Genomic DNA, 19539 nt, shown 5'->3' on the forward strand with positions numbered 1-19539 from the left:
GCGCCGGTCAGACGAGCGTCACGGTGATGTTGCCGCGGGTCGCCTTCGAGTACGGGCAGACCTGGTGGGCCTTCTCCACCAGCGACCGCGCGGTGGCCGCGTCCACCGACGGGATCTCGGCGGAGATCTCGACGATGATCCCGAACCCGTCGTCGTTCTTGCCGATCCCGACCTTCGCGGTGACGGTCGAACCGGTGATGTCGGCGCCCTCCTGGCGGGCCACCACGCCGAGCGCGCCCTGGAAGCAGGCGCTGTACCCGGCGGCGAACAGCTGCTCGGGGTTGGTGCCGGCGCCGTTGCCGCCCATCTCCTTGGGCGGGTTCACGACCAGGTCGAGCTTGCCGTCATCGGTGGCCACCCGTCCGTCGCGGCCGTTCTCGGCGGTGGCGACGGCGGTGTAGAGGACCTCGGACTGCTGAATCGGCATGCGGTTGTCTTCCTCCTCGGTCCGCCGTGACTCGCGCCCACGACCACGACGGATTTCGGAAAGACGCTACCGCATGCCGGAAACTCCGGGAAGGCCCGCCCTTCCCGCCCTTCCCGAGGGGGCTGGAGCAGGGGCTCAGAGCTTGACGATCATCTTGCCGGTGTTGTCGCCGCGCAGGACGCCGAGGAAGGCCTCCAGGTTGTTCTCGATGCCCTCGACGACCGTCTCGCGGTACTTCAGCTCGCCGGAGCGGACCCAGGGGCCGACCTCCTGGACGAACTGCGGCTGGAGGTCGTAGTGGTCACCGACCAGGAAGCCCTCGATGCGGCCGCGGGTCTGGATCAGACGGGCGAGGTTCTTCGGGCCGGGGGCGGGCTCGGTGTTGTTGTAGACGGAGATCGCTCCGCAGATCGCGATGCGGCCATTCAGGTTGAGGGAGCCGACGGCGGCCTCCAGGTGGTCGCCGCCCACGTTGTCGAAGTAGACGTCGACGCCGTCCGGGGCGGCGGCGCGCAGCTGCTCGCTCACCGGGCCGTCCTTGTAGTTGAAGGCGGCGTCGAAGCCGTACTCGTCGACGAGCAGCTTGACCTTCTCGTCCGAGCCGGCCGAGCCGATGACGCGGGAGGCGCCCTTGAGCTTGGCGATCTGGCCGACCTGGCTGCCGACGGCACCCGCCGCGCCCGAGACGAAGACGGAGTCGCCCTCCTCGAAGGCGGCCGTGCGCAGCAGACCGGCGTAGGCGGTGAGCCCCGTCATGCCGAGCACGCCGAGGTACGTCGACAACGGCGCCGCCTCCGGGTCCACCTTGACGGCGTTCTTCGCGTCCATGGCGGCGTACTCGCGCCAGCCGAAGAAGTGCAGGACGTGGTCGCCCACGGCGAGGCCCTCGGCGTTGGAGGCGACGACCTCGCCGACCGCGCCGCCCTGCATCACCTTGCCCAGCTCGTAGGGGGCGGCGTAGGACTTGGCGGCGCTCATGCGGCCGCGCATGTAGGGGTCGACGGAGACGAACAGGTTGCGCACCAGCACCTGGCCCGCACCCGGGCTGGGGACCTCCGCCTCGACGAGGGCGAAGTCCTCGGGCTTGGGCCAGCCGACCGGGCGGCTGACCAGGTGCCATTCGCGGTTGACGGTGGGGAGGGCGGGGGAGTCGGTCATGGGGAACCTTTCCTGGGGGCTTGACGAGATGTTTCAGGCTCTGAAACAACCATGCGACTGAACATTTCAGGTTGTCAAACAAATGGGTACCCTGGATTCCATGGCCACACCACGCGACACGACCCGCCGACCCGACGCGCTCACCCTGGAAGTCGTCGAGCTGATCGGCGAGGTCGTGGCCCGCTTCCACGCCGACTACGAGGAGGCGGCCGCGGAACGCGCCCTGACCGGAGCGCAGGCCAAGCTGCTCAGCCTGCTGTCGCTGGAGCCGCTGCCGATGCGGAAGCTGGCCCAGAAGCTGAAGTGCGAGCCGTCGAACGTCACCGGGATCGTGGACCGGCTGGAGGCGCGGGGGCTGGTCGAGCGGCGGCCCGATCCCGGCGACCGGCGGGTGAAGGTCGCGGCGGCGACGGAGGAGGGGCGACGGGTGGCGCGGGGGCTGCGCGAGTCGCTGCGGTTCGCGCGGGAGCCGCTCGCCGGGCTGTCGGAGGACGAGCGGGTGGCCCTGCGGGACGCGTTGCGGACGATGCTGGGGGAGTGAGCGCGGCAGGGCGGGCGTGGTGGGCCGCTGCTCGCCGGTGATCCGGCGTCGGCCTGGAGGGGTGGGTCACCCGACCCGGCGCGGATGTGGACCGGAGGGCGCTTACGTGCACCACCACAGGAAGCGGTCGCACGTTTCGGTGGGGGTCGGGTCCGGTGAGGTCGTCGGGGTCGGAGTGGTGGTCGGGGGCGGGTCGTCCGGCCGCGTGGCAGGCGGGTCGGCGGTCGGGGTGGCCTCCGGGGCCTGCGGGGAAGGTACCGACGGGGCCTCGGTCTCGTCCGCCGTCTTCGTCTTCTCCGCGCCCGGGGACTCCGATGCCGACGCCGACCCCGACGCCGACGCCGACGCCGAGGCGGACGCGTCCGGGGACGGCGTGCCGGAGGCCGAGACCGTCCTCGACGTCTCGTCGACCGGGACCGCCGACGACTCCCCCACCTCGCGAGTCGCCCCGCCGTCCGTCGTCTCACCCCCGGCTGCCGCCGGCTTCGCCGGGGAGCCGGGGGCGTCCATGCCGAGTTCCGCGAGGCTCAGTCCGCCGGCCGCCAGGACGAAGCCCGCGGTGATCAGCAGGGTCCGACGGCGGCGCCGGCGGTGTGCGGCGGCCTTGCGGTCGCGGCGGCTGCCCCGCCCGCCGCGGGCGCCGTCGGCGGAGGGGCCGTCCGGGGCGCGGGGCGCGTCGGGCGCGGCGGGCACGTTCGACCCGTCAGGCGCGTGGGGCACGTCAGGCACGTGGGGCACGTCAGGCACGTGGCGCACATCAGGCGCGCCGGAATCACCGGGGGCCCCGGAATCGCCGGCGATTCGCGGTGGCTGCCTCTCAGCCTCCGTCAGTTGCGTGTCGGCCCAGGCGAGTTGATCGGACGGCGTGCCGCACCCCGGGCAGGCGAGGGCGCCGTTGAGGTGCCGTCGGCACGGGTCGCAGTAGTCCATGACGCGGGAAGGTTAAGTTCCGCAACGGGCGTGTTCCTAGACGTGGCTGTGAAGGTTGTGTGGGGAAGCGGCCGGAACCGCTCCGCTCCGCACTTTCGAAGCTGTCGAAACCGTTATGGGTCCGACCCATTGACACCCCGACCGCCGTCTCCTTACTGTCACGCCAGCATTTCGAACGAGTGCCGAAATATCGAACACACTGGAGGGCAACCGCCGTGCGCATCACCGGAATCAGCACACACGTGGTCGGGACGCCGTGGCGCAACCTGACATACGTCCAGGTGCACACCGACGAGGGAATCACTGGAGTCGGCGAGACCCGGATGCTGGGGCACACCGACGCTCTCCTCGGCTATCTGAAGGAGGCCGAGGCCAACCACATTCTCGGTTCCGACCCGTTCGCTGTCGAGGACCTGGTCCGCCGCATGAAGTACGGCGACTACGGCCGGGCCGGCGAGATCGTGATGTCCGGTATCGCCGTCGTCGAGATGGCCTGCTGGGACATCAAGGGCAAGGCCCTCGGCGTCCCGGTCTGGCAGCTGCTCGGCGGCAAGGTCACCGACAAGGTGAAGGCGTACGCCAACGGGTGGTACACGACCGAGCGGACGCCGGAGGCGTACCACAAGGCCGCGCAGGGGGTCATGGAGCGCGGGTACCGGGCGCTGAAGATCGACCCGTTCGGCACCGGGCACTTCGAGCTCGACCACGCGGAGAGCCTGTACGCCGTGTCGCTGATCGAGGCGGTGCGGGACGCGATCGGGCCCGACGCCGAGCTGATGCTGGAGATGCACGGGCGCTTCTCCCCCGCCACCGCCGTCCGGCTCGCGCGCGAACTCGCGCCCTTCAAGCCCGCCTGGCTGGAGGAGCCGGTCCCGCCGGAGAACCTCAAGGCGCTGCGGAAGGTCGCCGAGAAGGTCGACATCCCGGTCGCCACCGGAGAGCGCATCCACGACCGGATCGAGTTCCGGGAGCTGTTCGAGGACCAGTCCGTGGACATCATCCAGCCCGACGTCGGCCACATCGGCGGCATCTGGGAGACCCGGAAGCTCGCCGCCACCGCCGAGACCCACTACACGCTCGTGGCTCCGCACAACGTGGGCGGGCCGGTACTGACCGCCGCGAGCCTCCAGGTCGGCTTCACCTCGCCGAACTTCAAGATCCTGGAGCACTTCAACGACTTCGCGGACGCGGAGATCAAGAAGGTGGTGAAGGGCGCGCCGCAGGTGAACCCGGAGGACGGCTGCTTCCACCTCTCCGACGCCCCCGGCCTCGGGGTCGAGCTGGACACCGACGCGGCGGCCGAGTTCCCGCAGCAGCAGGCCCGGTTCGACCTGTGGGCCGAGGGCTGGGAGCAGCGCAAGCCCAAGGGCACCGGGGCATGAGCGGCGCGGTCGTCATCGAGGCGCCGGGCGAGCACCGGCTGGTGCCGCACGAGCCGCGCGAGCCCGGCCCCGGTGAGGCGCTGGTGCGGGTGCACGCGGCCGGCATCTGCGGCAGCGACCGCGAGGTCTACCAGGGCAACCGGCCCGAGGGGTACGTGCGTTACCCGCTCACCCCCGGGCACGAGTGGTCCGGGACCGTGGAGCGGGTCGGTGCCGGGGTGCCCGCGTCCCTCGTCGGGCACGGGGTGGTCGGCGAGGGGTTCCGCAACTGCCAGGTCTGCGACCGCTGTCACGCGGGCGAGACGACGCTGTGCACGGCGGGGTACGAGGAGACGGGGTTCACCCAGCCGGGAGCCATGGCGCCCACGCTGACGCTGCCCGCCCGCCTCCTGCACGTCCTGCCCGACGACGCCGACCTCACCGCCGCCGCCCTGCTGGAGCCCGCCGCCTGCATCGCGGCCGCCGCGCTCAAGGCGAACGCCCGCCCCGGCGAGCGGGTCGCGGTCGTCGGCACGGGGACGCTCGGCATGTTCGCCGTGCAGTTCCTGCGCGCGGCGTCCCCGGGCGAACTGCTGGTCGTCGGCACGCGCGGGGACCGGGAGGCGCTCTCCCGGCAGTACGGGGCGACCGACTTCCGGACGAAGGACCAGCTCCTCCCGGACGACTTCGACGTCGTCATCGAGACCGCCGGGTCCGCCGACGCCGCCCGCACCGCCGCCGGACTGCTCCGCAGGGGCGGGCGGCTGGTGCTGACCGGTATCCCGGCGCCGGGCGCCGACGGGCTCGACCCGACCGACCTGGTCGTACGGCAGCTGGAGGTGCATACCGTCTTCGGGGCGCCGCCGGACGCCTGGGCGCACACGGTGCGGGTCTTCGCGGCCGGCCTGCTCGACCCGCGGCCGCTGGTGACGCACGAGCTGCCGCTCGCGGAGTTCGCCGAGGCCATCGAGCTGGTGGGGTCCGGCGATCCGAAGGTCGGCAAGGTGCTGTTGCGTCCCTGACGCCCGCCCCTGATCCGTACGCCGGTACGGGGGCGACCTGACGGCCCCCGTACCGGCGTACATCCATCCGCACGGGCTCTGCTTCCGGCTTCTCGTCCGGTTCCTCCTCCGGTTCCTCCTCCCCAAAGCCGCGAACTTCGTCCGAAATACCGAACACTAAGGACAGCTTGTGACCGACGCTTCCGCCAAGGCCGCCGCACGCAGGCCCGGTGAGCAGGCGCTCACCGCCCTCGGCCTGGCCGCGCCCGCCCTCGACCCCGCCGACGCCTCGCCGCACTCCTTCCCGGGCGGCGGCCGCTGGCGCACCGAGATCCCCTCCTGCGAGGGGCCGGAGGCGCTGGGGGTGGTCCTGAAGGAGTCCTCGCGGCTGGATGTGCCGATCCACCGGATCAGCCAGGGCAGCGGCGTGTGGATGCTGACCGACGCCGAGATCACCGAGATGGTCGAGGCCACCGCCGAACGCGACATCGAGCTCTGCCTGTTCACCGGCCCGCGCGGCACCTGGGACATCGGCGGCTCCACCCGGACCGACTCGGGCGGCGCGGGCCTGCGGGCACGCGGCCACGACGCGGTCGCCGGCTGTGTCGAAGACGCCGTGCGGGCCACGGAGTTGGGCGTCAAGTGCCTGCTCGTCGCCGACGAGGGCGTGCTGTGGACGCTGCACCGGGCGCGGTCGGCCGGGATCATCCCCGCCGACACCACGCTCAAGCTCTCGGCGCTCGTGGGGCCGGTCAACCCGGCCTCGTACGCGGTGTACGAGCGGCTCGGCGCCGACTCCATCAACGTGCCCAGCGACCTGACCCCCGATCACCTGACCGAAATACGTCGGGTTTCGGCCGCGCCCATGGACATGTACATCGAGGCTCCCGACGACCTCGGCGGCTACGTGCGGATGTACGAGGTCGCCGAGCTGGTCCGGCGCGGCGCCCCGCTGTATCTGAAGTTCGGCCTCTCCAAGGCGCCCGGGATCTACCCGTACGGCCACCACCTGCGCGAACTGACGCTGACCACCGCCAAGGAGCGGGTGCGGCGCGGCCGGCTCGCACTGGACCTGCTCGCGCGGCACGGGGCGGACGGGGACATGGCTCCGCTCGGCACGCGCGAGCCGGGCTCGCTCAACCGGTTCGAGATCTCGTCATAACGTTCCGGAAACTCTCTTCACAAAAGAAGACACGACCGCGCACAATCCCACACACCTGCTCTCGGTCGATCCACCCTCAGCGTTTTTGCGTACTGGCAACACCAGACCGAGCCCTGCACCCACATCAAGGATGATGACCATGCGCAACCGCAGAGCCGCACTCGCCGCCATAGCCTCCGCCGCCTCCCTCGCCCTCACCCTGACCGCCTGCGGCCAGAGCAGTGAGGGCGGCAGTGAGGAGGACAAGGGCGGCAGCGACGGCGCCACCATCGGCATCGCGATGCCCACCAAGTCCTCCGAGCGCTGGATCAGCGACGGAGCCAACGTCGAGAAGGAACTGAAGGCCAAGGGCTACGAGACCAAGCTCGTCTACGGCGAGGACGACCCGGACCAGCAGGTCGCCCAGCTCGAGAACATGATCACGCAGGGCGTGGACGCCCTGATCGTCGCCGCGATCGACAACAAGTCGCTCAACAACGTGCTCCAGCAGGCCAAGGACGCCGACATCCCGGTCATCTCCTACGACCGGCTGATCCTCGGCACGGAGAACGTCGACTACTACGCCTCGTTCGACAACGAGAAGGTCGGCGAGCTGCAGGGCTCGTACATCGTGGACAAGCTCGGCCTGAAGGACGGCAAGAAGGGCCCCTTCAACATCGAGCTGTTCGCCGGCTCCAACGACGACAACAACACCAAGTACTTCTTCAACGGCGCGATGAGCGTCCTGAAGCCGTACATCGACAAGGGCGAGCTGGTCGTCAGGTCCAAGCAGACCGACCTCAACCAGGTCACCACCCTGCGCTGGGACGGCGGCACCGCGCAGAAGCGCATGGACGACCTGCTCACCTCCAGCTACCGCAGCGCCCGGGTCGACGCGGTGCTCTCGCCCTACGACGGCATCTCCATCGGCATCCTGTCCTCCCTGAAGTCGGACGGCTATGGCTCGGGCAGCAAGCCCATGCCGGTCGTCACGGGCCAGGACGCCGAGATCGCCTCGGTGAAGTCGATCATCGCGGGCCAGCAGACCCAGACCGTCTACAAGGACCTGCGCCAGCTCGCCAAGGTCGCCTCGAACATGGTCGACGCGGTGCTGAACGACAAGAAGCCCGAGACCAACGACACCAAGTCCTACGACAACGGTGCCAAGGTCGTGCCCGCCTACCTGCTCCAGCCGGTCAGCGTCGACAAGTCCAACTACGAGAAGGTCCTCGTCGACGGCGGCTACTACACCGCGGACGACCTCAAGTAACCGGGCCCCCTCAAGGATTGGAAGGCACGACCATGGCGGGACCCGTCCTGGAAATGCGCTCGATCGTCAAGACCTTTCCCGGTGTCAAAGCGCTGTCGGACGTCACACTGACCGTCCGCCAGGGCGAGGTCCACGCCATCTGCGGGGAGAACGGCGCCGGCAAGTCGACCCTGATGAAGGTGCTCTCCGGCGTCCATCCGCACGGCAGCTACGAGGGGGACGTCCTCTTCGAGGGCGAGTCCTGCCGGTTCAAGGACATCCGGGCGAGCGAACAGCACGGCATCGTGATCATCCACCAGGAGCTGGCGCTGGTGCCGTATCTGTCCATCGCGGAGAACATCTTCCTCGGCAACGAGCACGCCAAGCGCGGACTCATCAACTGGAACGACACCCTGAAGCACGCCACCGAGCTGCTGCGCCGGGTCGGTCTCGACGAGCACCCCGAGACCCGCGTCGCCGACATCGGCGTGGGCAAGCAGCAGCTGGTGGAGATCGCCAAGGCGCTGTCGAAGAAGGTGAAGCTGCTCATCCTCGACGAGCCGACGGCGGCGCTCAACGACGAGGACAGCGGCAAACTCCTCGACCTGATCCTTCAGCTGAGGGAACAGGGCATGACCTCGATCATCATCTCGCACAAGCTGAACGAGATCCGCCGGGTCGCCGACTCGGTCACGATCATCCGCGACGGGAAGTCCATCGAGACGCTCGACGTGAAGGCCGAGGAGACGACCGAGGACCGGATCATCAGCGGGATGGTCGGCCGCGACCTGGAGAACCGCTTCCCGGAGCGGACCCCGCACCACCCGGAGGAGGGGTCCGCGCCCGCACTGGAGATCCGCGACTGGACCGTGCACCACCCCATCGACCAGCAGCGCAAGGTCGTCGACGACGTGTCGATCGAGGTGCGGCGCGGCGAGATCGTCGGTATCGCCGGGCTCATGGGCGCCGGCCGCACCGAACTGGCGATGAGCGTCTTCGGCCGCACCTACGGCCGGTACGCGGGCGGCACGGTCCTCCGGGACGGCACGGAGATCCGTACGAAGACCGTCCCGGAGGCGGTCAAGCACGGCATCGCGTACGTCACCGAGGACCGCAAGCACTACGGCCTGAACCTCATCGACACCATCAACCGGAACATCTCGCTGACCGCGCTGGGCAAGGTCTCCAAGCGCGGTGTGGTCGACGAGCACGGGGAGCGGCAGGTCGCCGAGGACTTCCGCAAGTCCATGAACATCAAGGCTCCCACCGTCTTCGAGCCGGTGGGCAAGCTGTCCGGCGGCAACCAGCAGAAGGTCGTCCTCAGCAAGTGGATCTTCGCGGGTCCCGAGGTGCTGATCCTGGACGAGCCCACGCGCGGCATCGACGTGGGCGCCAAGTACGAGATCTACACGGTCATCGACCAGCTGGCCGCCCAGGGCAAGGCGGTCGTCTTCATCTCCTCCGAACTGCCGGAGCTGCTCGGCATGTGCGACCGCATCTACACGATGGCCGCGGGGCGGCTGACGGGTGAGTTCTCGCGGGCCGAAGCATCGCAGGAAGCGCTGATGCGTCGGATGACGAAGGACAAGAAGGACAAAGAGGTAACCCGATGAGCACGGACGTGACCGCCAAGACCCCGGCCCCCGCGCCGCCCGGCAAGGACGGGACTGCCTCCGGCGGCGGCCTGCTGCGGCTGATGCTCGACGGCATGCGCCGCAACATGCGCCAGTACGGCATGCTGATGGCCCTCGGCCTGATCGTGGCGCTGTTCGCGGTGTGGTCCGACGGCGACCTGCTGCTGCCGCGCAACGTCTCCAACCTGGTGCTGCAGAACAGCTACATCCTGATCCTCGCGATCGGCATGATGCTCGTCATCATCGCGGGCCACATCGACCTGTCGGTCGGCTCACTGACGGCGTTCATCGGCTCGATGGCCGCCGTACTGATGGTCAGGAACGATCTCCCCTGGCCGGTCGCGGTCGTGCTGTGCCTGGCCATCGGCGCCCTCGCGGGCTCCGTGCAAGGGTTCTTCATCGCCTATCTCGGCATACCGTCGTTCATCGTGACCCTCGCGGGCATGCTGCTCTTCCGCGGTCTGACGGAGATCTTCCTGAAGGGCCAGACCCTCGGCCCGTTCCCGAAGGACCTGCAGAAGATCGCCAACGGCTTCCTGCCCGAAGTCGGCCCGAACACCAACTACCACAACCTCACCCTGCTGCTGGGCTTCGCGCTGATCGCCTTCGTGGTGTTCCAGGAGGTCCGCGACCGCAAGCGGCAGCAGGAGTTCGCCCTGGAGGTGCCGCCGGTCAAGCTGTTCCTGCTCAAGCTGGTCGCGCTGGTCTCCGCCGTCCTCGTCGTCACGCTGCTGCTCGCCAGCTACAAGGGCGCCCCGGTCGTGCTGCTCATCCTGGGCGTGCTGGTCGTCGGGTTCGGCTACCTGATGCGCAATGCGATCATCGGCCGCCACATCTACGCCATCGGCGGCAACCTGCCCGCGGCCAAGCTGTCGGGCGTGAAGGACAAGAAGGTCACCTTCCTGGTCTTCCTGAACATGGGCATGCTCGCGGCCCTGGCGGGGCTGGTCTTCGCCGCCCGCTTCAACGCGGCCTCGCCCAAGGCCGGCCTCAACTTCGAGCTGGAGGCCATCGCCGCCTCGTTCATCGGCGGCGCGTCGATGAGCGGCGGCGTGGGCACGGTCCTCGGCGCCATCATCGGCGGCCTGGTCCTGGGCGTGCTGAACAACGGCATGAACCTCGTCGGCATCGGCACCGACTGGCAGCAGGTCATCAAGGGCGCGGTGCTGCTGGCGGCGGTCGGGTTCGACGTGTGGAACAAGCGCAGGGTCGGTTCTTAGAGAAGCGGTCTATTTGGGCCGTACGGAGACTGCGGGCCGGTTGTGGCTGGTCGCGCAGTTCCCCGCGCCCCTGATGGCGCTTCTATCTACCCACTTGAGGAGTTGCCGTATGGAACTGAACAGGCGCACGGTCATCGCCGGCGCAGCCGCCGCCGGTCTCACCGCCGCCACGGCCGGCGGCACCGCACACGCCACGGGAGGCAGGAAGCCGGTGAAGGAGCTCTTCGGTAAGCTCGCCGACGGCACGAAGGTGTACCGCTGGTCCCTGGAGAACGGCGGCACGCGGATGAAGGTGCTGTCGTACGGCGGCGTCGTCCAGTCCCTGGAGATACCCGACCGCCGGGGCCGCTACGAGAACGTCTCGCTGGGCTTCGACAACCTCGACGACTACGTGGCCTCCAGCCCCTACTTCGGTGCCCTGATCGGCCGCTACGGCAACCGCATCGACAAGGGCCGCTTCACGCTGGACGGCAAGGCGTACCAGCTCTCCGTCAACGACGGCGAGAACTCCCTGCACGGCGGCGCTCAGGGCTTCGACAAGCGGGTGTGGGACGTCGAGCCGTTCACCGAGGGCGCCGACGTCGGCCTGGTCCTGCACTACACCGGCGTCGACGGCGAGATGGGCTACCCGGGCACGCTCAAGGCGAAGGTGACGTACACGCTCACCCGGCGCGGCGAGTGGCGCATCGACTACGAGGCGACCACCGACAGGGCCACCGTCGTCAACCTCACCAGCCACGTCTACTGGAACCTGGCCGGCGAGGGCAGCGGCACGATCGAGGACCACGAGCTGTCGATCGCCGCGTCCCGCTACACGCCCACCGACGCGGGTCTCATCCCGACGGGCGAGCTTGCGAGGGTGTCCGGTACTCCCTTCGACTTCCGCCGGGCCAAGCCGATCGGCCGGGACATCCGGGACGCCCACCCGCAGCTGATCACCGCCAAGGGCTTCGACCACAACTGGGTCCTCGACAAGGGCATCACCGACCGCCCCGAGCACATCGCCACCCTGCGCGACCGCTCCTCCGGCCGCGCCCTGCGCATCGCCACCGACCAGCCCGGTCTGCAGTTCTACTCGGGCAACTTCCTCGACGGCACCCTCACCGGCACCGGCGGCTCCCTCTACCGGCAGGGCGACGCCCTGTGCCTGGAGACGCAGCACTTCCCGGACTCGCCGAACCAGCCGTCGTTCCCCTCGACCGTGCTGCGGCCGGGGCAGACGTACCGGACGACGACGGTGCACTCGTTCGACGCGTGAGAGCACACTTCCTTCACATGCGTTGAACATCCCCGCAGTCCCCTCCGTATGTATGTGCGGCCCGCGCTCCCCCGCGCGGGCCGCACACAGACGGAGGTTCTCTTGTCCGGCAACGTCACCTCGTTGTTCCGCGGCACCGCGGCGCACAGCCCGTCGATGGCGGCGCTGACGCGGGAGAGCGGCGAGGCGGCGGGCGCCGGCCCGGTGGACTTCTGCATCCCCTGCAACCCGTACTTCCCCACCCCGGCGATGTTCGACGAGCTGGCCGGCCGGCTGCGCGACATCATCACGTACTACCCGAGCAGCGCCGACACCATCACCGCCGAACTGTGCGGCCTGCTCCAACTGCCGCCGCAGTGCGTGGCGATGGGCAACGGCTCGACGGAGCTGATCACCTGGATCGACCATCTGCTGGTCCGGGAGTCCCTCGCCGTCCCCGTCCCCACCTTCGGCCGCTGGACCGACCAGCCCATGGAGACCGGCAAGCGGGTCGACATGTTCCCGCTCCAGGAGTCCGGCGGCTTCGCCCTCGACCTCGCGCGGTACGCCGAGTTCATCCGGGCCCGCGGCACCAGGGCCGCCGTCGTCTGCAACCCCAACAACCCCGACGGCGGCTACCTGCACAAGCAGGCCCTCGTGCGGTTCATGGACGCGATGGCCGAACGGGACCTGGTCGTCGTCGACGAGTCCTTCCTGGAGTTCGCCGACGCGGAGGCCGAGCCCAGCGTGGTCCAGGAGGCGATGATGCGCCCCAACGTCGTCGTCCTGCGCAGCCTCGGCAAGAACTTCGGCCTGCACGGCGTCCGCTTCGGCTACCTGGTCGCGAACCCGGCGCTCGCGGGCCGGGTGCGCGCCATGCTCCCCAAGTGGAACCTCAACTCCTTGGCGGAGCACGTGGTGTTCATGCTGCGCGACCACGGGCCCGAGTACGCGCGGAGCCTCCACCAGGTCCGCCGCGACCGCCTGGAGATGGCCGGCCAGTTGTCCGCGCTGCCCGGCCTGACCGTCTATCCCTCCCAGGGCAACTTCCTCTTCGTACGCCTCCCCCTGGGCGCCGAGGGCACCGTCGTCCGGGACCGGATGCTCACCGAGCACCGGGTCCTGGTCCGTGAATGCGGCAACAAGATCGGTTCGTCCAGCCGCTTCCTGCGTCTCGTGGTGCGCCCCCAGGCCGACGTGCGTCGCCTGGTGTCCGGCCTGGAACAGGTGCTCTACGGGTCCAGGAGGGGAGCCGCCGTGCCCGAGCCCGCCACAGGGGCCGGCTACAGCTCGGGCACGGCGGCGGTGGACCGCCTGATGAGCGAGACCAACGGGGCCGGCCTGCGGGGAATCGCCGCCGCTCCGGCCGTCGGCACCGGCATGCCGCTCCCCGCCGCGGTGCCCGCCGCCCCGGCGGCGGCCGCCATCGGCTCGATGCCGGAGCCGACGGCACCGCGGCAGGCCCCGCGACCGGCGCCGGTCCCCCAGCCGGCGCCGTACCCCGGGCCGGTGCCGGCCCCCCACCCGGCACCGGCCCCCTACCCGGCCCCGGCCGGTCCCCTCCCGACCGGCCCCACCCCGCCCGGCGTCCCGGCCCACGGCGGTCTCACGGCCGCCCAGGTCAGGGGCACCAACGGCCTGGAGTCGGTCCCGGCGACGGGCTGGCCGGGACCGCAGAGCCTGCCGAACCCGGCCGGCATGGGCCGTACGGGGTGAGGGCGCGGACAGTGCTTCACGCCGGGTTCAGCCGCCACTGCTGACAGGCGTTGTTCAGCCACGTCCACTGCCGTACGTCGGCGGAGTCCGCCGACGAGCAGTTCGCGACGTCGGCGACCTTGCCGGTGGCCTCGTTGACGATGCGGACGTGGCCGCCGTCGGTGGCGAGGAACCGGAACCGCTGGCAGGTGTTGTCCAGCCAGGACCACTGCCGCAGGTCTGCCCCGTCGGCGGCCGAGCAGTCGGCGGTGTCCAGCACCTTCCCGGTGGCCACGTTGACCAGCCGGTGGGTGTCGTCCCCGCGGTCCTCCAGGCGCCAGCGCTGGTTGGCGCCGCCGTTGCAGGAGTACTGCACCACGTCCGCCCCGTCCGCCGACGAACCCCCGGCGACGTCCAGGCACTTGCCGCTGTTGCGGTTGGTGACCGTGTACGTGGTCGAGACGGACGCCGGCTCGCCCGAGGGTCCGGGCATGCTCGCCCCGAGCCGGACGGGTGTGCCGAGGTCCGGGGTGCCGTCGGAGTTCCAGCCGAACTTCTGCGCCCGCGCCGTACGCCCGTTGTCGCAGCCCTCCGAGGCGGCGTCGTTGGCGTGGTAGACGATCCAGCTCTCGGAGCCGTCGGGCGAGGTGAAGAAGCCGTTGTGCCCCGGCCCGTAGACGCCGTTGCCGTCACTGCGCTGGAACAGCGGCGTCGGCTTCTTCGTCCAGGAGGACGCGGACACCGGATCGGACCCGGTCAGTTCCAGCTGCCCGAGCTTGTAGTCGGGGGTCCAGCAGCCGCTGGCGGAGTAGACGAGGAAGGTCCGGCCGCCCCGCTGGAGGATCTCCGGCCCCTCGTTGACCGGGGCACCCGAGCGTTCCCAGTCGTGCGTCGGCGTGGAGACGGTGGTGAAGGAGGAGGAGACCGTGTACGGGTTCGACATCCGCGCGGCGACGATGTTCTGGGTCCCGCTGTGCGTGCTGCCGAAGAGGTACAGCCGACCGTTGATCGTCGCCACCGTGGGGTCGAGCATCCAGGCGGAGTTGAGCTGCCCCCGGTAGGTGTACGGGCCCATGGGGTCGGACCCGGCGCTCTCCAGGACGTGGCTGCGCTGGGTCGGGTTGTAGTCGGAGACGTTCTGCCCGGCGACGTAGTACAGGTACCAGCGGCCGTTCAGGTAGTGCAGTTCGGGCGCCCAGATGTTGCAGCACCGGGAGGCCGCGTCGCCCTTCCAGACCTGCACGCCGGGAGCGGTGGCGAGCCCGCCGAGGGTGGGCGACCTGCGGACGGTGATGACGTCGGTCCAGCTCGTCGTCACCATGTAGTAGTTGCCGTCGTGGTGGGTGATCCAGGGGTCGGCGCCCTTCTGCGCCTTGACCGGGTTGGCGAAGGTGGCCGCGCTCGCGGAGGGCTGTCCGAGCGAGAGGGCGAGCAGCAGGGCGGCCAGCAGGGTCAGTAGGCGACGGGCCATCCGCTGCTCCAGTTCAGGAGGTTGATGCCGAGCTTGGGGGTGCCGTTGTCGTTGCCGTCGTAGTAGTGGTAGACGATCAGGTCGCCGTCGACGTCGTTCATGATCGACTGGCCGCCGGGGCCGATGACCCTGCCGTGCGACTCGAGCACGGGCGTCCCGCCGTTGTTCATCATGGAGACGCCGTTCTTGTCGCGGTAGGGCCCGGTGACGCTGGTCGCCCGGCCGACCTTGACCTTGTACGTGGAACTGGTGCCGGCGCAGCAGGTGTCGTACGAGGCGAAGAGGTAGTAGTACCCGTTCCGCTTGACGATGTACGGGGCCTCGACGGCCTTCGTGCCGGTCGGGCGGGAGGCGAGGGAACGGCGGGCGGTGTCGGAGGCGTGCTGCTTGCCGGTGGCCGGGTCGATCCGGATCATCTTGATGCCGGTCCACCAGCTGCCGAAGGAGAGCCACCACTTTCCGTCGTCGTCGACGAAGAGGTTGGGGTCGATGGCGTTGTAGTCGCTGGAGGAGCTGGAGGTGTAGACGATGCCGTAGTCGCTCCAGCTGCCCGGCTGCCCCGTGGCGGAGCCGGCGAGGCCGATGGCGGAGGTGTTGGAGCCGAACTTCGAGACGGAGTAGTACATCAGGTATCTCCCGCCGTGGTACGAGATGTCGGGCGCCCACGCCTCCGGGACGGAGGAGTAGCGCGACCACCAGGCGGGCCGGGAACCGAAGGCGTCGGCGCCCGCGGAGAAGGCCGTGCGGTCGGCGGACGTCTTGCTGCTGATGCCGCCGCCGGTGGCGTAGAGCTGGTACTGCCCGGACGAGGTGCGGATCATCGTCGGGTCGTGCGTGACGACGGAGCCGGTGACCCGGCCGGGGTTGGGATACGCCGACGCCGTGGTGGGGATCAGGGCGAGCAGCGCGGCGGTGGGGAGAGCGAGGAGTGCGGTTCGCTTCTTGCGGCTCATGGGGGACCGCTCCTGTTCTGTATGTCGAACATCGATCGCCACTTCGCACGGAACGTAGAATCGAACCCCTCGCGCGTCAATGGTTCGCGCGGCAATGGCAACCAACGTCCGGAGAACACCACGTTTCACAGGTGACACACGGATGAATTGCTGACGGCTGGTCAGCACAGGCCCGGTCGACCGCCCTCCTCCCCGGACAACATGGCCTCCCCATCCAGGTCCCTCCGCCCCGACTCGGGAGTCTCGGTCAATGAACGGTGTTCCGTGGGAGTTCGTGATCGCCGTGCTCGGCCTCGCCGTGCCCGTGACCGCCGCCCTGTGGGAGTTCTTCCTCGCGGGCCGCAAACGGCTCGGCTACCGGGTGCAGATGGACACCAGCGCCCGGGACTCGGCCACGTCGTCCGGACCGGAGGCCGGGGTGCTCCAGCGCATGCAGTGGGACGGCGCCGACCTGCACGACCCCTCGGTCGTCCTGCTGCGCATAGAGAACGTCGGCTGGACCCCGATAGTCGAGGACGACTACGTGGCTCCCGCCAACGACTCGGTGGGCATACGCGTGGCGTTCCCGGGCCGCCACGTGGTCGGCATGGTCGTGACGGAGTGCAGCCACACCGTGCTGCGTGACTTCTTCACACCGGGAACGCCGGGCCTCGGGGCCACGAACGGTGTCATCAGGCTGCCCAAGGTGAAGCTCAACCGGCGGGCGCACTACAAGGTACTGGCGGTCCTGGACCGCGTACCGGACTTCACCGAGACCGACTTCCCCGACCCGGAGGTCACCGCGGGCGTCGTCGGCGGGGTGCGCGGCGGGACCATCAAGAGGACCGAGTACTACCCCTTCGCCTCCCGCCCGGTCCGCTGGCTGCTCGCCCTGCTCGTCCTGGTGAGCGCCGCCCAGTCCGTGTCCACGTTCGCCCGGGGCGAGGACGCCGTGGCCGCGCCGCTGGACTGCGCGGGTGGGACGCTGCACCTGTCGGGGTCGACGGCGTTCCAGCCGGTCCTGGAGCGCGCCGCCGAGCAGTACACGAAGACCTGTACGGACGCCCGCATCCCGCTCACCGACAACTCCTTCAAGGGCAGCGTCCCGGGTCTGGACGCACTCGCCGCGGCAGGCGAGAAGGCCGGGTCGGAGGAAGGCCGAGGGCTGGGAAACCGGCTGGCGTTCAGCGACGGCCCCAAGTCCGACGGCCGCCCGCAACTGCTGCCCAGACCGGTCGCCCTGTCCTTGTTCACCCTGGTGGTCAACAAGGACACCGGCGTCCGGGACCTGTCGCTGAAGCAGGTCCGGGAGATCTACGCCGGGAAGATCACCAACTGGAAGCAGGTGCGGGGCAACGACCTGCCCGTCCAGCTCGTCAGCCGCAACCCCGGCTCCGGCACCCGCACCACGCTCCAGGAGCAGGTCCTGGACGGCAGGCCCCTGCTCGCGACCACCGCCAACGACTGCAGGAGCCTGGACACGAAGGCGCCGGGCCGCTGCGAGGTCGGCGGCACCCCCGGCCTGCTGGACACCGTGGCCTCGGTCCCCGGTGCCCTCGGCCACAGCGAGGTCGGCGCCGCCACCGCCCGCGACGACGTGCTCCTGGTCCGCATCGACGGCTACCCGGCGACCCTGGAGGGCGCCGACGAGGGCGCCTACCCGTACTGGCAGACGGAGATCGCCTACACCTACGGCGAACCCCCGGCGGACTCGATCGCCGCGGGCTTCCTGCGCTACCTCGCCAACGAGGTCGGCAAGGACATCATCCGCTCCCAGGGCCACCGCCCCTGCTCGGAACTGGACAAGCCGCTGCTGTGCCGGCCGTCCGGGCCGTGACCCTCATCAGGTCCAGGTCCGCGCCCCACGCGTCCAGCACCGCCCCGTGCCCTGCCGCGCGGGCCACCGCCTCGACCCGCGTGAACAGACGGCGCTGTGCGGACACGTCGCCCGTCGCCGAGACGCGGTCCACGGCGTCGAGCAGCGGGCCCGTGTCCCAGCCCGGCAGCGGGAACCGGGCGAGTTCCCATGCCAGGTACTTGTTGTAGGGGCGGGGGCGGCGGTCCAGCGCGAAGAGCAGTTCCAGCAGGAAGCGGACGCCGTCGGCGGCGTCGAGCCGGGCCGCGGTCGTGTGTCCGTCGCGGTCGTTCTTGACCGAGCGGTAGAGGGAGTTGGCGTAGGCGTCGAGCCATCCGCCCGCGTCCCGGAAGGCCTCGTCGGGGTCGAGCCGCGCCTTGGCGGCCAGCGTCCGGGCGATGCCTCCGTCCAGCCGGTCCAGCACGATCCGGGCGCGGGCGAGAGCGTACCGCTCGAAGCCGGGCATTCCGGCGGCGCGGAACTCGTCGAGGGAGAGGACGACGAGGTCGAGTTCCGGGGTGCGGTGCCCCGCGAAACCGGTGAGGGCCGTGGTCGCGCCGTCGGCGAGGACGACGTACAGGTCGTGGTCCGAGTGCTCGGTGGTCATGCCCTCGTGGGCCCGGGAGCCCTTGAGGACGAGTCCGACGACGGCCGGGTCGGCGGAGGCGAGTTCGACGAAGGCGTCGTAGGTCAGGGGCTGCTGAGCGGTCATCGCGTGATCTCCGTGAGGACGGGCGACGGGTATGCCGACCGGGCGGCCCCGTGCCGGCGGGGTCGCCCGTACCGTCTGCGGCGGCGCTCGGCCGCCGCCCGGAGGATCAACGCACGTGCGGACTCTACCGCGCACGCGCGTCGTCAACCGGGGGGAGGCCGTGGACCACGTCGAACAAGTCCGCGCCGCCGGCCTCACCCGCGGACGGGCGTGGCCGGGATCGCCCGGCACCGGCGACCACGGTCACGCCCTCCGCCGGTCCCCGGTCAGGACTCGGGGCACTCCTTCCACGCCAGGTGGTAGACCGTGCTGATGTCCCCGTCGGTGGAGTCCATCGTCATGAAGCTCACCTTTTCGGGGTCGGACGTCCCCGCGCTCACCCGCAGCTCCGTGTTGATGTTGAAGTTGCGCTGCACTCCGCAGGGCGCCCAGACCAGCTGGGCCCAGTCGGTGGTGTCGGTGGCCTGCCAGTTGTCGTTGAGCGGGCCGCTGAACGGGTGGGTGCGGTACTGCGTGTCCGGGGAGCCCTGGAAGTAGTACGAGGCCCGCTGGGTGCCCTGCGCGCCCGGCTGGAGGGCGGCGAAGCCGCGGTAGTCCGCACTGGCCACGGCGTAGGTGAAGCCCTGCGGGACGTGGACGAGCAGGTTGAGCTGGCAGTTCTTGCGGAAGGCGGTGGGCGCGGAGTCGCCGCCCGCCTGGGCGAGGTAGTCGCTGTAGGTGACGGTGAAGGCGGTGTTGTCCTCGGAGACGGCGACCGCCGCCGTGCCCTGCGGACAGCCGGAGCCGTTGACCGTGGCGACGTCGATGATGATCTTGTCCGGCGGCGGGTCCTCGAACCCGCCGGAGGGCTGGTGCTGCGCGGGCAGCGCGGAGGTGAGGAGCGCGGCGATCGTGCCGCTCAGGAGCAGGCCGGTGGCCATGGGTCTCCCATCCCGGTCAGTGGGGGGTGGATGTAGTTGAATGCCTGACACATCT

General features: G+C 70.1%; 17 protein-coding genes. 10 read left to right on the top strand and 7 right to left on the bottom strand.

What is annotated here, in order from left to right; genetic code table 11:
- Positions 1-7: 7 nt before the first annotated feature.
- Both ACFW48_RS00995 and ACFW48_RS01000 read right to left on the bottom strand, forming a co-directional pair.
- Entirely contained in the window at positions 8-427 is a 420-nt protein-coding gene (locus ACFW48_RS00995) for an organic hydroperoxide resistance protein (RefSeq protein ID WP_310873565.1), read from the bottom strand.
- A gap of 135 nt (positions 428-562) precedes the next feature.
- The gene (locus ACFW48_RS01000) at positions 563-1585 is read right to left on the bottom strand and encodes an NADP-dependent oxidoreductase (RefSeq protein ID WP_386309169.1); all 1023 of its coding nucleotides are present in this window, start codon (positions 1583-1585) and stop codon (positions 563-565) included.
- Positions 1586-1685: 100 nt separating this feature from the next.
- Between ACFW48_RS01000 and ACFW48_RS01005 the strand changes: the two genes are divergently transcribed.
- Positions 1686-2126: a MarR family winged helix-turn-helix transcriptional regulator gene (locus tag ACFW48_RS01005; protein ID WP_386309171.1), complete on the top strand. Its 441-nt coding sequence runs from the start codon at positions 1686-1688 to the stop codon at positions 2124-2126.
- Between the two features lie 102 nt (positions 2127-2228).
- Here the strand turns inward: ACFW48_RS01005 and ACFW48_RS01010 are convergent, their stop codons facing one another.
- Positions 2229-2846 carry a hypothetical protein gene (locus tag ACFW48_RS01010; protein WP_386309174.1) on the bottom strand — a complete coding sequence of 206 codons (618 nt, stop codon included), beginning with the start codon at positions 2844-2846 and terminating at the stop codon, positions 2229-2231.
- Between the two features lie 425 nt (positions 2847-3271).
- On the opposite strand from ACFW48_RS01010, the gene ACFW48_RS01015 reads away from it, so the two are divergent.
- From ACFW48_RS01015 to ACFW48_RS01050, 8 genes are all read left to right on the top strand, one after another.
- Positions 3272-4438, top strand: a complete 1167-nt coding sequence (locus ACFW48_RS01015; protein ID WP_386309177.1) for a mandelate racemase/muconate lactonizing enzyme family protein — start codon at positions 3272-3274, stop codon at positions 4436-4438.
- Positions 4435-5439 carry a zinc-binding dehydrogenase gene (locus tag ACFW48_RS01020; RefSeq protein ID WP_386309180.1) on the top strand — a complete coding sequence of 335 codons (1005 nt, stop codon included), beginning with the start codon at positions 4435-4437 and terminating at the stop codon, positions 5437-5439. Before ACFW48_RS01015 ends, ACFW48_RS01020 begins: the two co-directional genes overlap by 4 nt.
- 169 nt (positions 5440-5608) lie before the next feature.
- Positions 5609-6580 (top strand): hypothetical protein, encoded by a 972-nt coding sequence (locus ACFW48_RS01025; RefSeq protein WP_386309183.1) that lies wholly within the window; start codon positions 5609-5611, stop codon positions 6578-6580.
- Positions 6581-6719: 139 nt separating this feature from the next.
- Positions 6720-7829 (top strand): multiple monosaccharide ABC transporter substrate-binding protein, encoded by a 1110-nt coding sequence (gene chvE / locus ACFW48_RS01030; protein ID WP_386309186.1) that lies wholly within the window; start codon positions 6720-6722, stop codon positions 7827-7829.
- Positions 7830-7861: 32 nt separating this feature from the next.
- Positions 7862-9421, top strand: coding sequence for a multiple monosaccharide ABC transporter ATP-binding protein (gene mmsA / locus ACFW48_RS01035; RefSeq protein ID WP_386309188.1), 1560 nt, complete (start codon positions 7862-7864; stop codon positions 9419-9421).
- Positions 9418-10662: a multiple monosaccharide ABC transporter permease gene (gene mmsB, locus ACFW48_RS01040; RefSeq protein ID WP_386309190.1), complete on the top strand. Its 1245-nt coding sequence runs from the start codon at positions 9418-9420 to the stop codon at positions 10660-10662. The genes mmsA and mmsB overlap by 4 nt, the downstream gene beginning before the upstream one ends.
- 109 nt (positions 10663-10771) lie before the next feature.
- Positions 10772-11920 (top strand): aldose epimerase family protein, encoded by a 1149-nt coding sequence (locus tag ACFW48_RS01045; protein ID WP_386309192.1) that lies wholly within the window; start codon positions 10772-10774, stop codon positions 11918-11920.
- A 102-nt stretch (positions 11921-12022) separates the two neighbouring features.
- The gene (locus ACFW48_RS01050; RefSeq protein ID WP_386309194.1) at positions 12023-13615 is read left to right on the top strand and encodes a pyridoxal phosphate-dependent aminotransferase; all 1593 of its coding nucleotides are present in this window, start codon (positions 12023-12025) and stop codon (positions 13613-13615) included.
- Between the two features lie 16 nt (positions 13616-13631).
- On the opposite strand, the gene ACFW48_RS01055 is transcribed toward ACFW48_RS01050, so the two are convergent.
- Complete coding sequence (locus ACFW48_RS01055) at positions 13632-15065, bottom strand: family 43 glycosylhydrolase (protein WP_386309196.1); 1434 nt, start codon at positions 15063-15065, stop codon at positions 13632-13634.
- Positions 15047-16018, bottom strand: coding sequence for an arabinan endo-1,5-alpha-L-arabinosidase (locus ACFW48_RS01060; protein ID WP_386309197.1), 972 nt, complete (start codon positions 16016-16018; stop codon positions 15047-15049). The genes ACFW48_RS01055 and ACFW48_RS01060 overlap by 19 nt, the downstream gene beginning before the upstream one ends.
- Before the next feature lie 250 nt (positions 16019-16268).
- Between ACFW48_RS01060 and ACFW48_RS01065 the strand changes: the two genes are divergently transcribed.
- Positions 16269-17834: a substrate-binding domain-containing protein gene (locus tag ACFW48_RS01065; protein ID WP_386309199.1), complete on the top strand. Its 1566-nt coding sequence runs from the start codon at positions 16269-16271 to the stop codon at positions 17832-17834.
- Here ACFW48_RS01065 and ACFW48_RS01070 read toward each other — a convergent pair.
- Positions 17761-18564 (bottom strand): hypothetical protein, encoded by an 804-nt coding sequence (locus ACFW48_RS01070; protein ID WP_386309201.1) that lies wholly within the window; start codon positions 18562-18564, stop codon positions 17761-17763. The two genes, ACFW48_RS01065 and ACFW48_RS01070, sit on opposite strands and share 74 nt — an antisense overlap.
- Before the next feature lie 266 nt (positions 18565-18830).
- Positions 18831-19484, bottom strand: coding sequence for a DUF4360 domain-containing protein (locus tag ACFW48_RS01075; protein ID WP_386309203.1), 654 nt, complete (start codon positions 19482-19484; stop codon positions 18831-18833).
- Between the last annotated feature and the right edge of the window lie 55 nt (positions 19485-19539).

The sequence above is a fragment of the Streptomyces sp. NPDC058812 genome, assembly GCF_042744565.1.
Taxonomy (GTDB): Bacteria; Actinomycetota; Actinomycetes; order Streptomycetales; family Streptomycetaceae; genus Streptomyces; species Streptomyces thinghirensis.

Bases quoted from the DNA above. Each gene is read 5' to 3' on its own strand.
- ACFW48_RS00995 (WP_310873565.1), bottom strand. From the start codon at position 427: ATGCCGATTCAGCAGTCCGAGGTCCTCTACACCGCCGTCGCCACCGCC.
- ACFW48_RS01000 (WP_386309169.1), bottom strand. From the start codon at position 1,585: ATGACCGACTCCCCCGCCCTCCCCACCGTCAACCGCGAATGGCACCTG.
- ACFW48_RS01005 (WP_386309171.1), top strand. From the start codon at position 1,686: ATGGCCACACCACGCGACACGACCCGCCGACCCGACGCGCTCACCCTG.
- ACFW48_RS01020 (WP_386309180.1), top strand. From the start codon at position 4,435: ATGAGCGGCGCGGTCGTCATCGAGGCGCCGGGCGAGCACCGGCTGGTG.
- chvE (WP_386309186.1), top strand. From the start codon at position 6,720: ATGCGCAACCGCAGAGCCGCACTCGCCGCCATAGCCTCCGCCGCCTCC.
- mmsA (WP_386309188.1), top strand. From the start codon at position 7,862: ATGGCGGGACCCGTCCTGGAAATGCGCTCGATCGTCAAGACCTTTCCC.
- mmsB (WP_386309190.1), top strand. From the start codon at position 9,418: ATGAGCACGGACGTGACCGCCAAGACCCCGGCCCCCGCGCCGCCCGGC.
- ACFW48_RS01045 (WP_386309192.1), top strand. From the start codon at position 10,772: ATGGAACTGAACAGGCGCACGGTCATCGCCGGCGCAGCCGCCGCCGGT.
- ACFW48_RS01055 (WP_386309196.1), bottom strand. From the start codon at position 15,065: ATGGCCCGTCGCCTACTGACCCTGCTGGCCGCCCTGCTGCTCGCCCTC.
- ACFW48_RS01060 (WP_386309197.1), bottom strand. From the start codon at position 16,018: ATGAGCCGCAAGAAGCGAACCGCACTCCTCGCTCTCCCCACCGCCGCG.
- ACFW48_RS01065 (WP_386309199.1), top strand. From the start codon at position 16,269: ATGAACGGTGTTCCGTGGGAGTTCGTGATCGCCGTGCTCGGCCTCGCC.
- ACFW48_RS01070 (WP_386309201.1), bottom strand. From the start codon at position 18,564: ATGACCGCTCAGCAGCCCCTGACCTACGACGCCTTCGTCGAACTCGCC.
- ACFW48_RS01075 (WP_386309203.1), bottom strand. From the start codon at position 19,484: ATGGCCACCGGCCTGCTCCTGAGCGGCACGATCGCCGCGCTCCTCACC.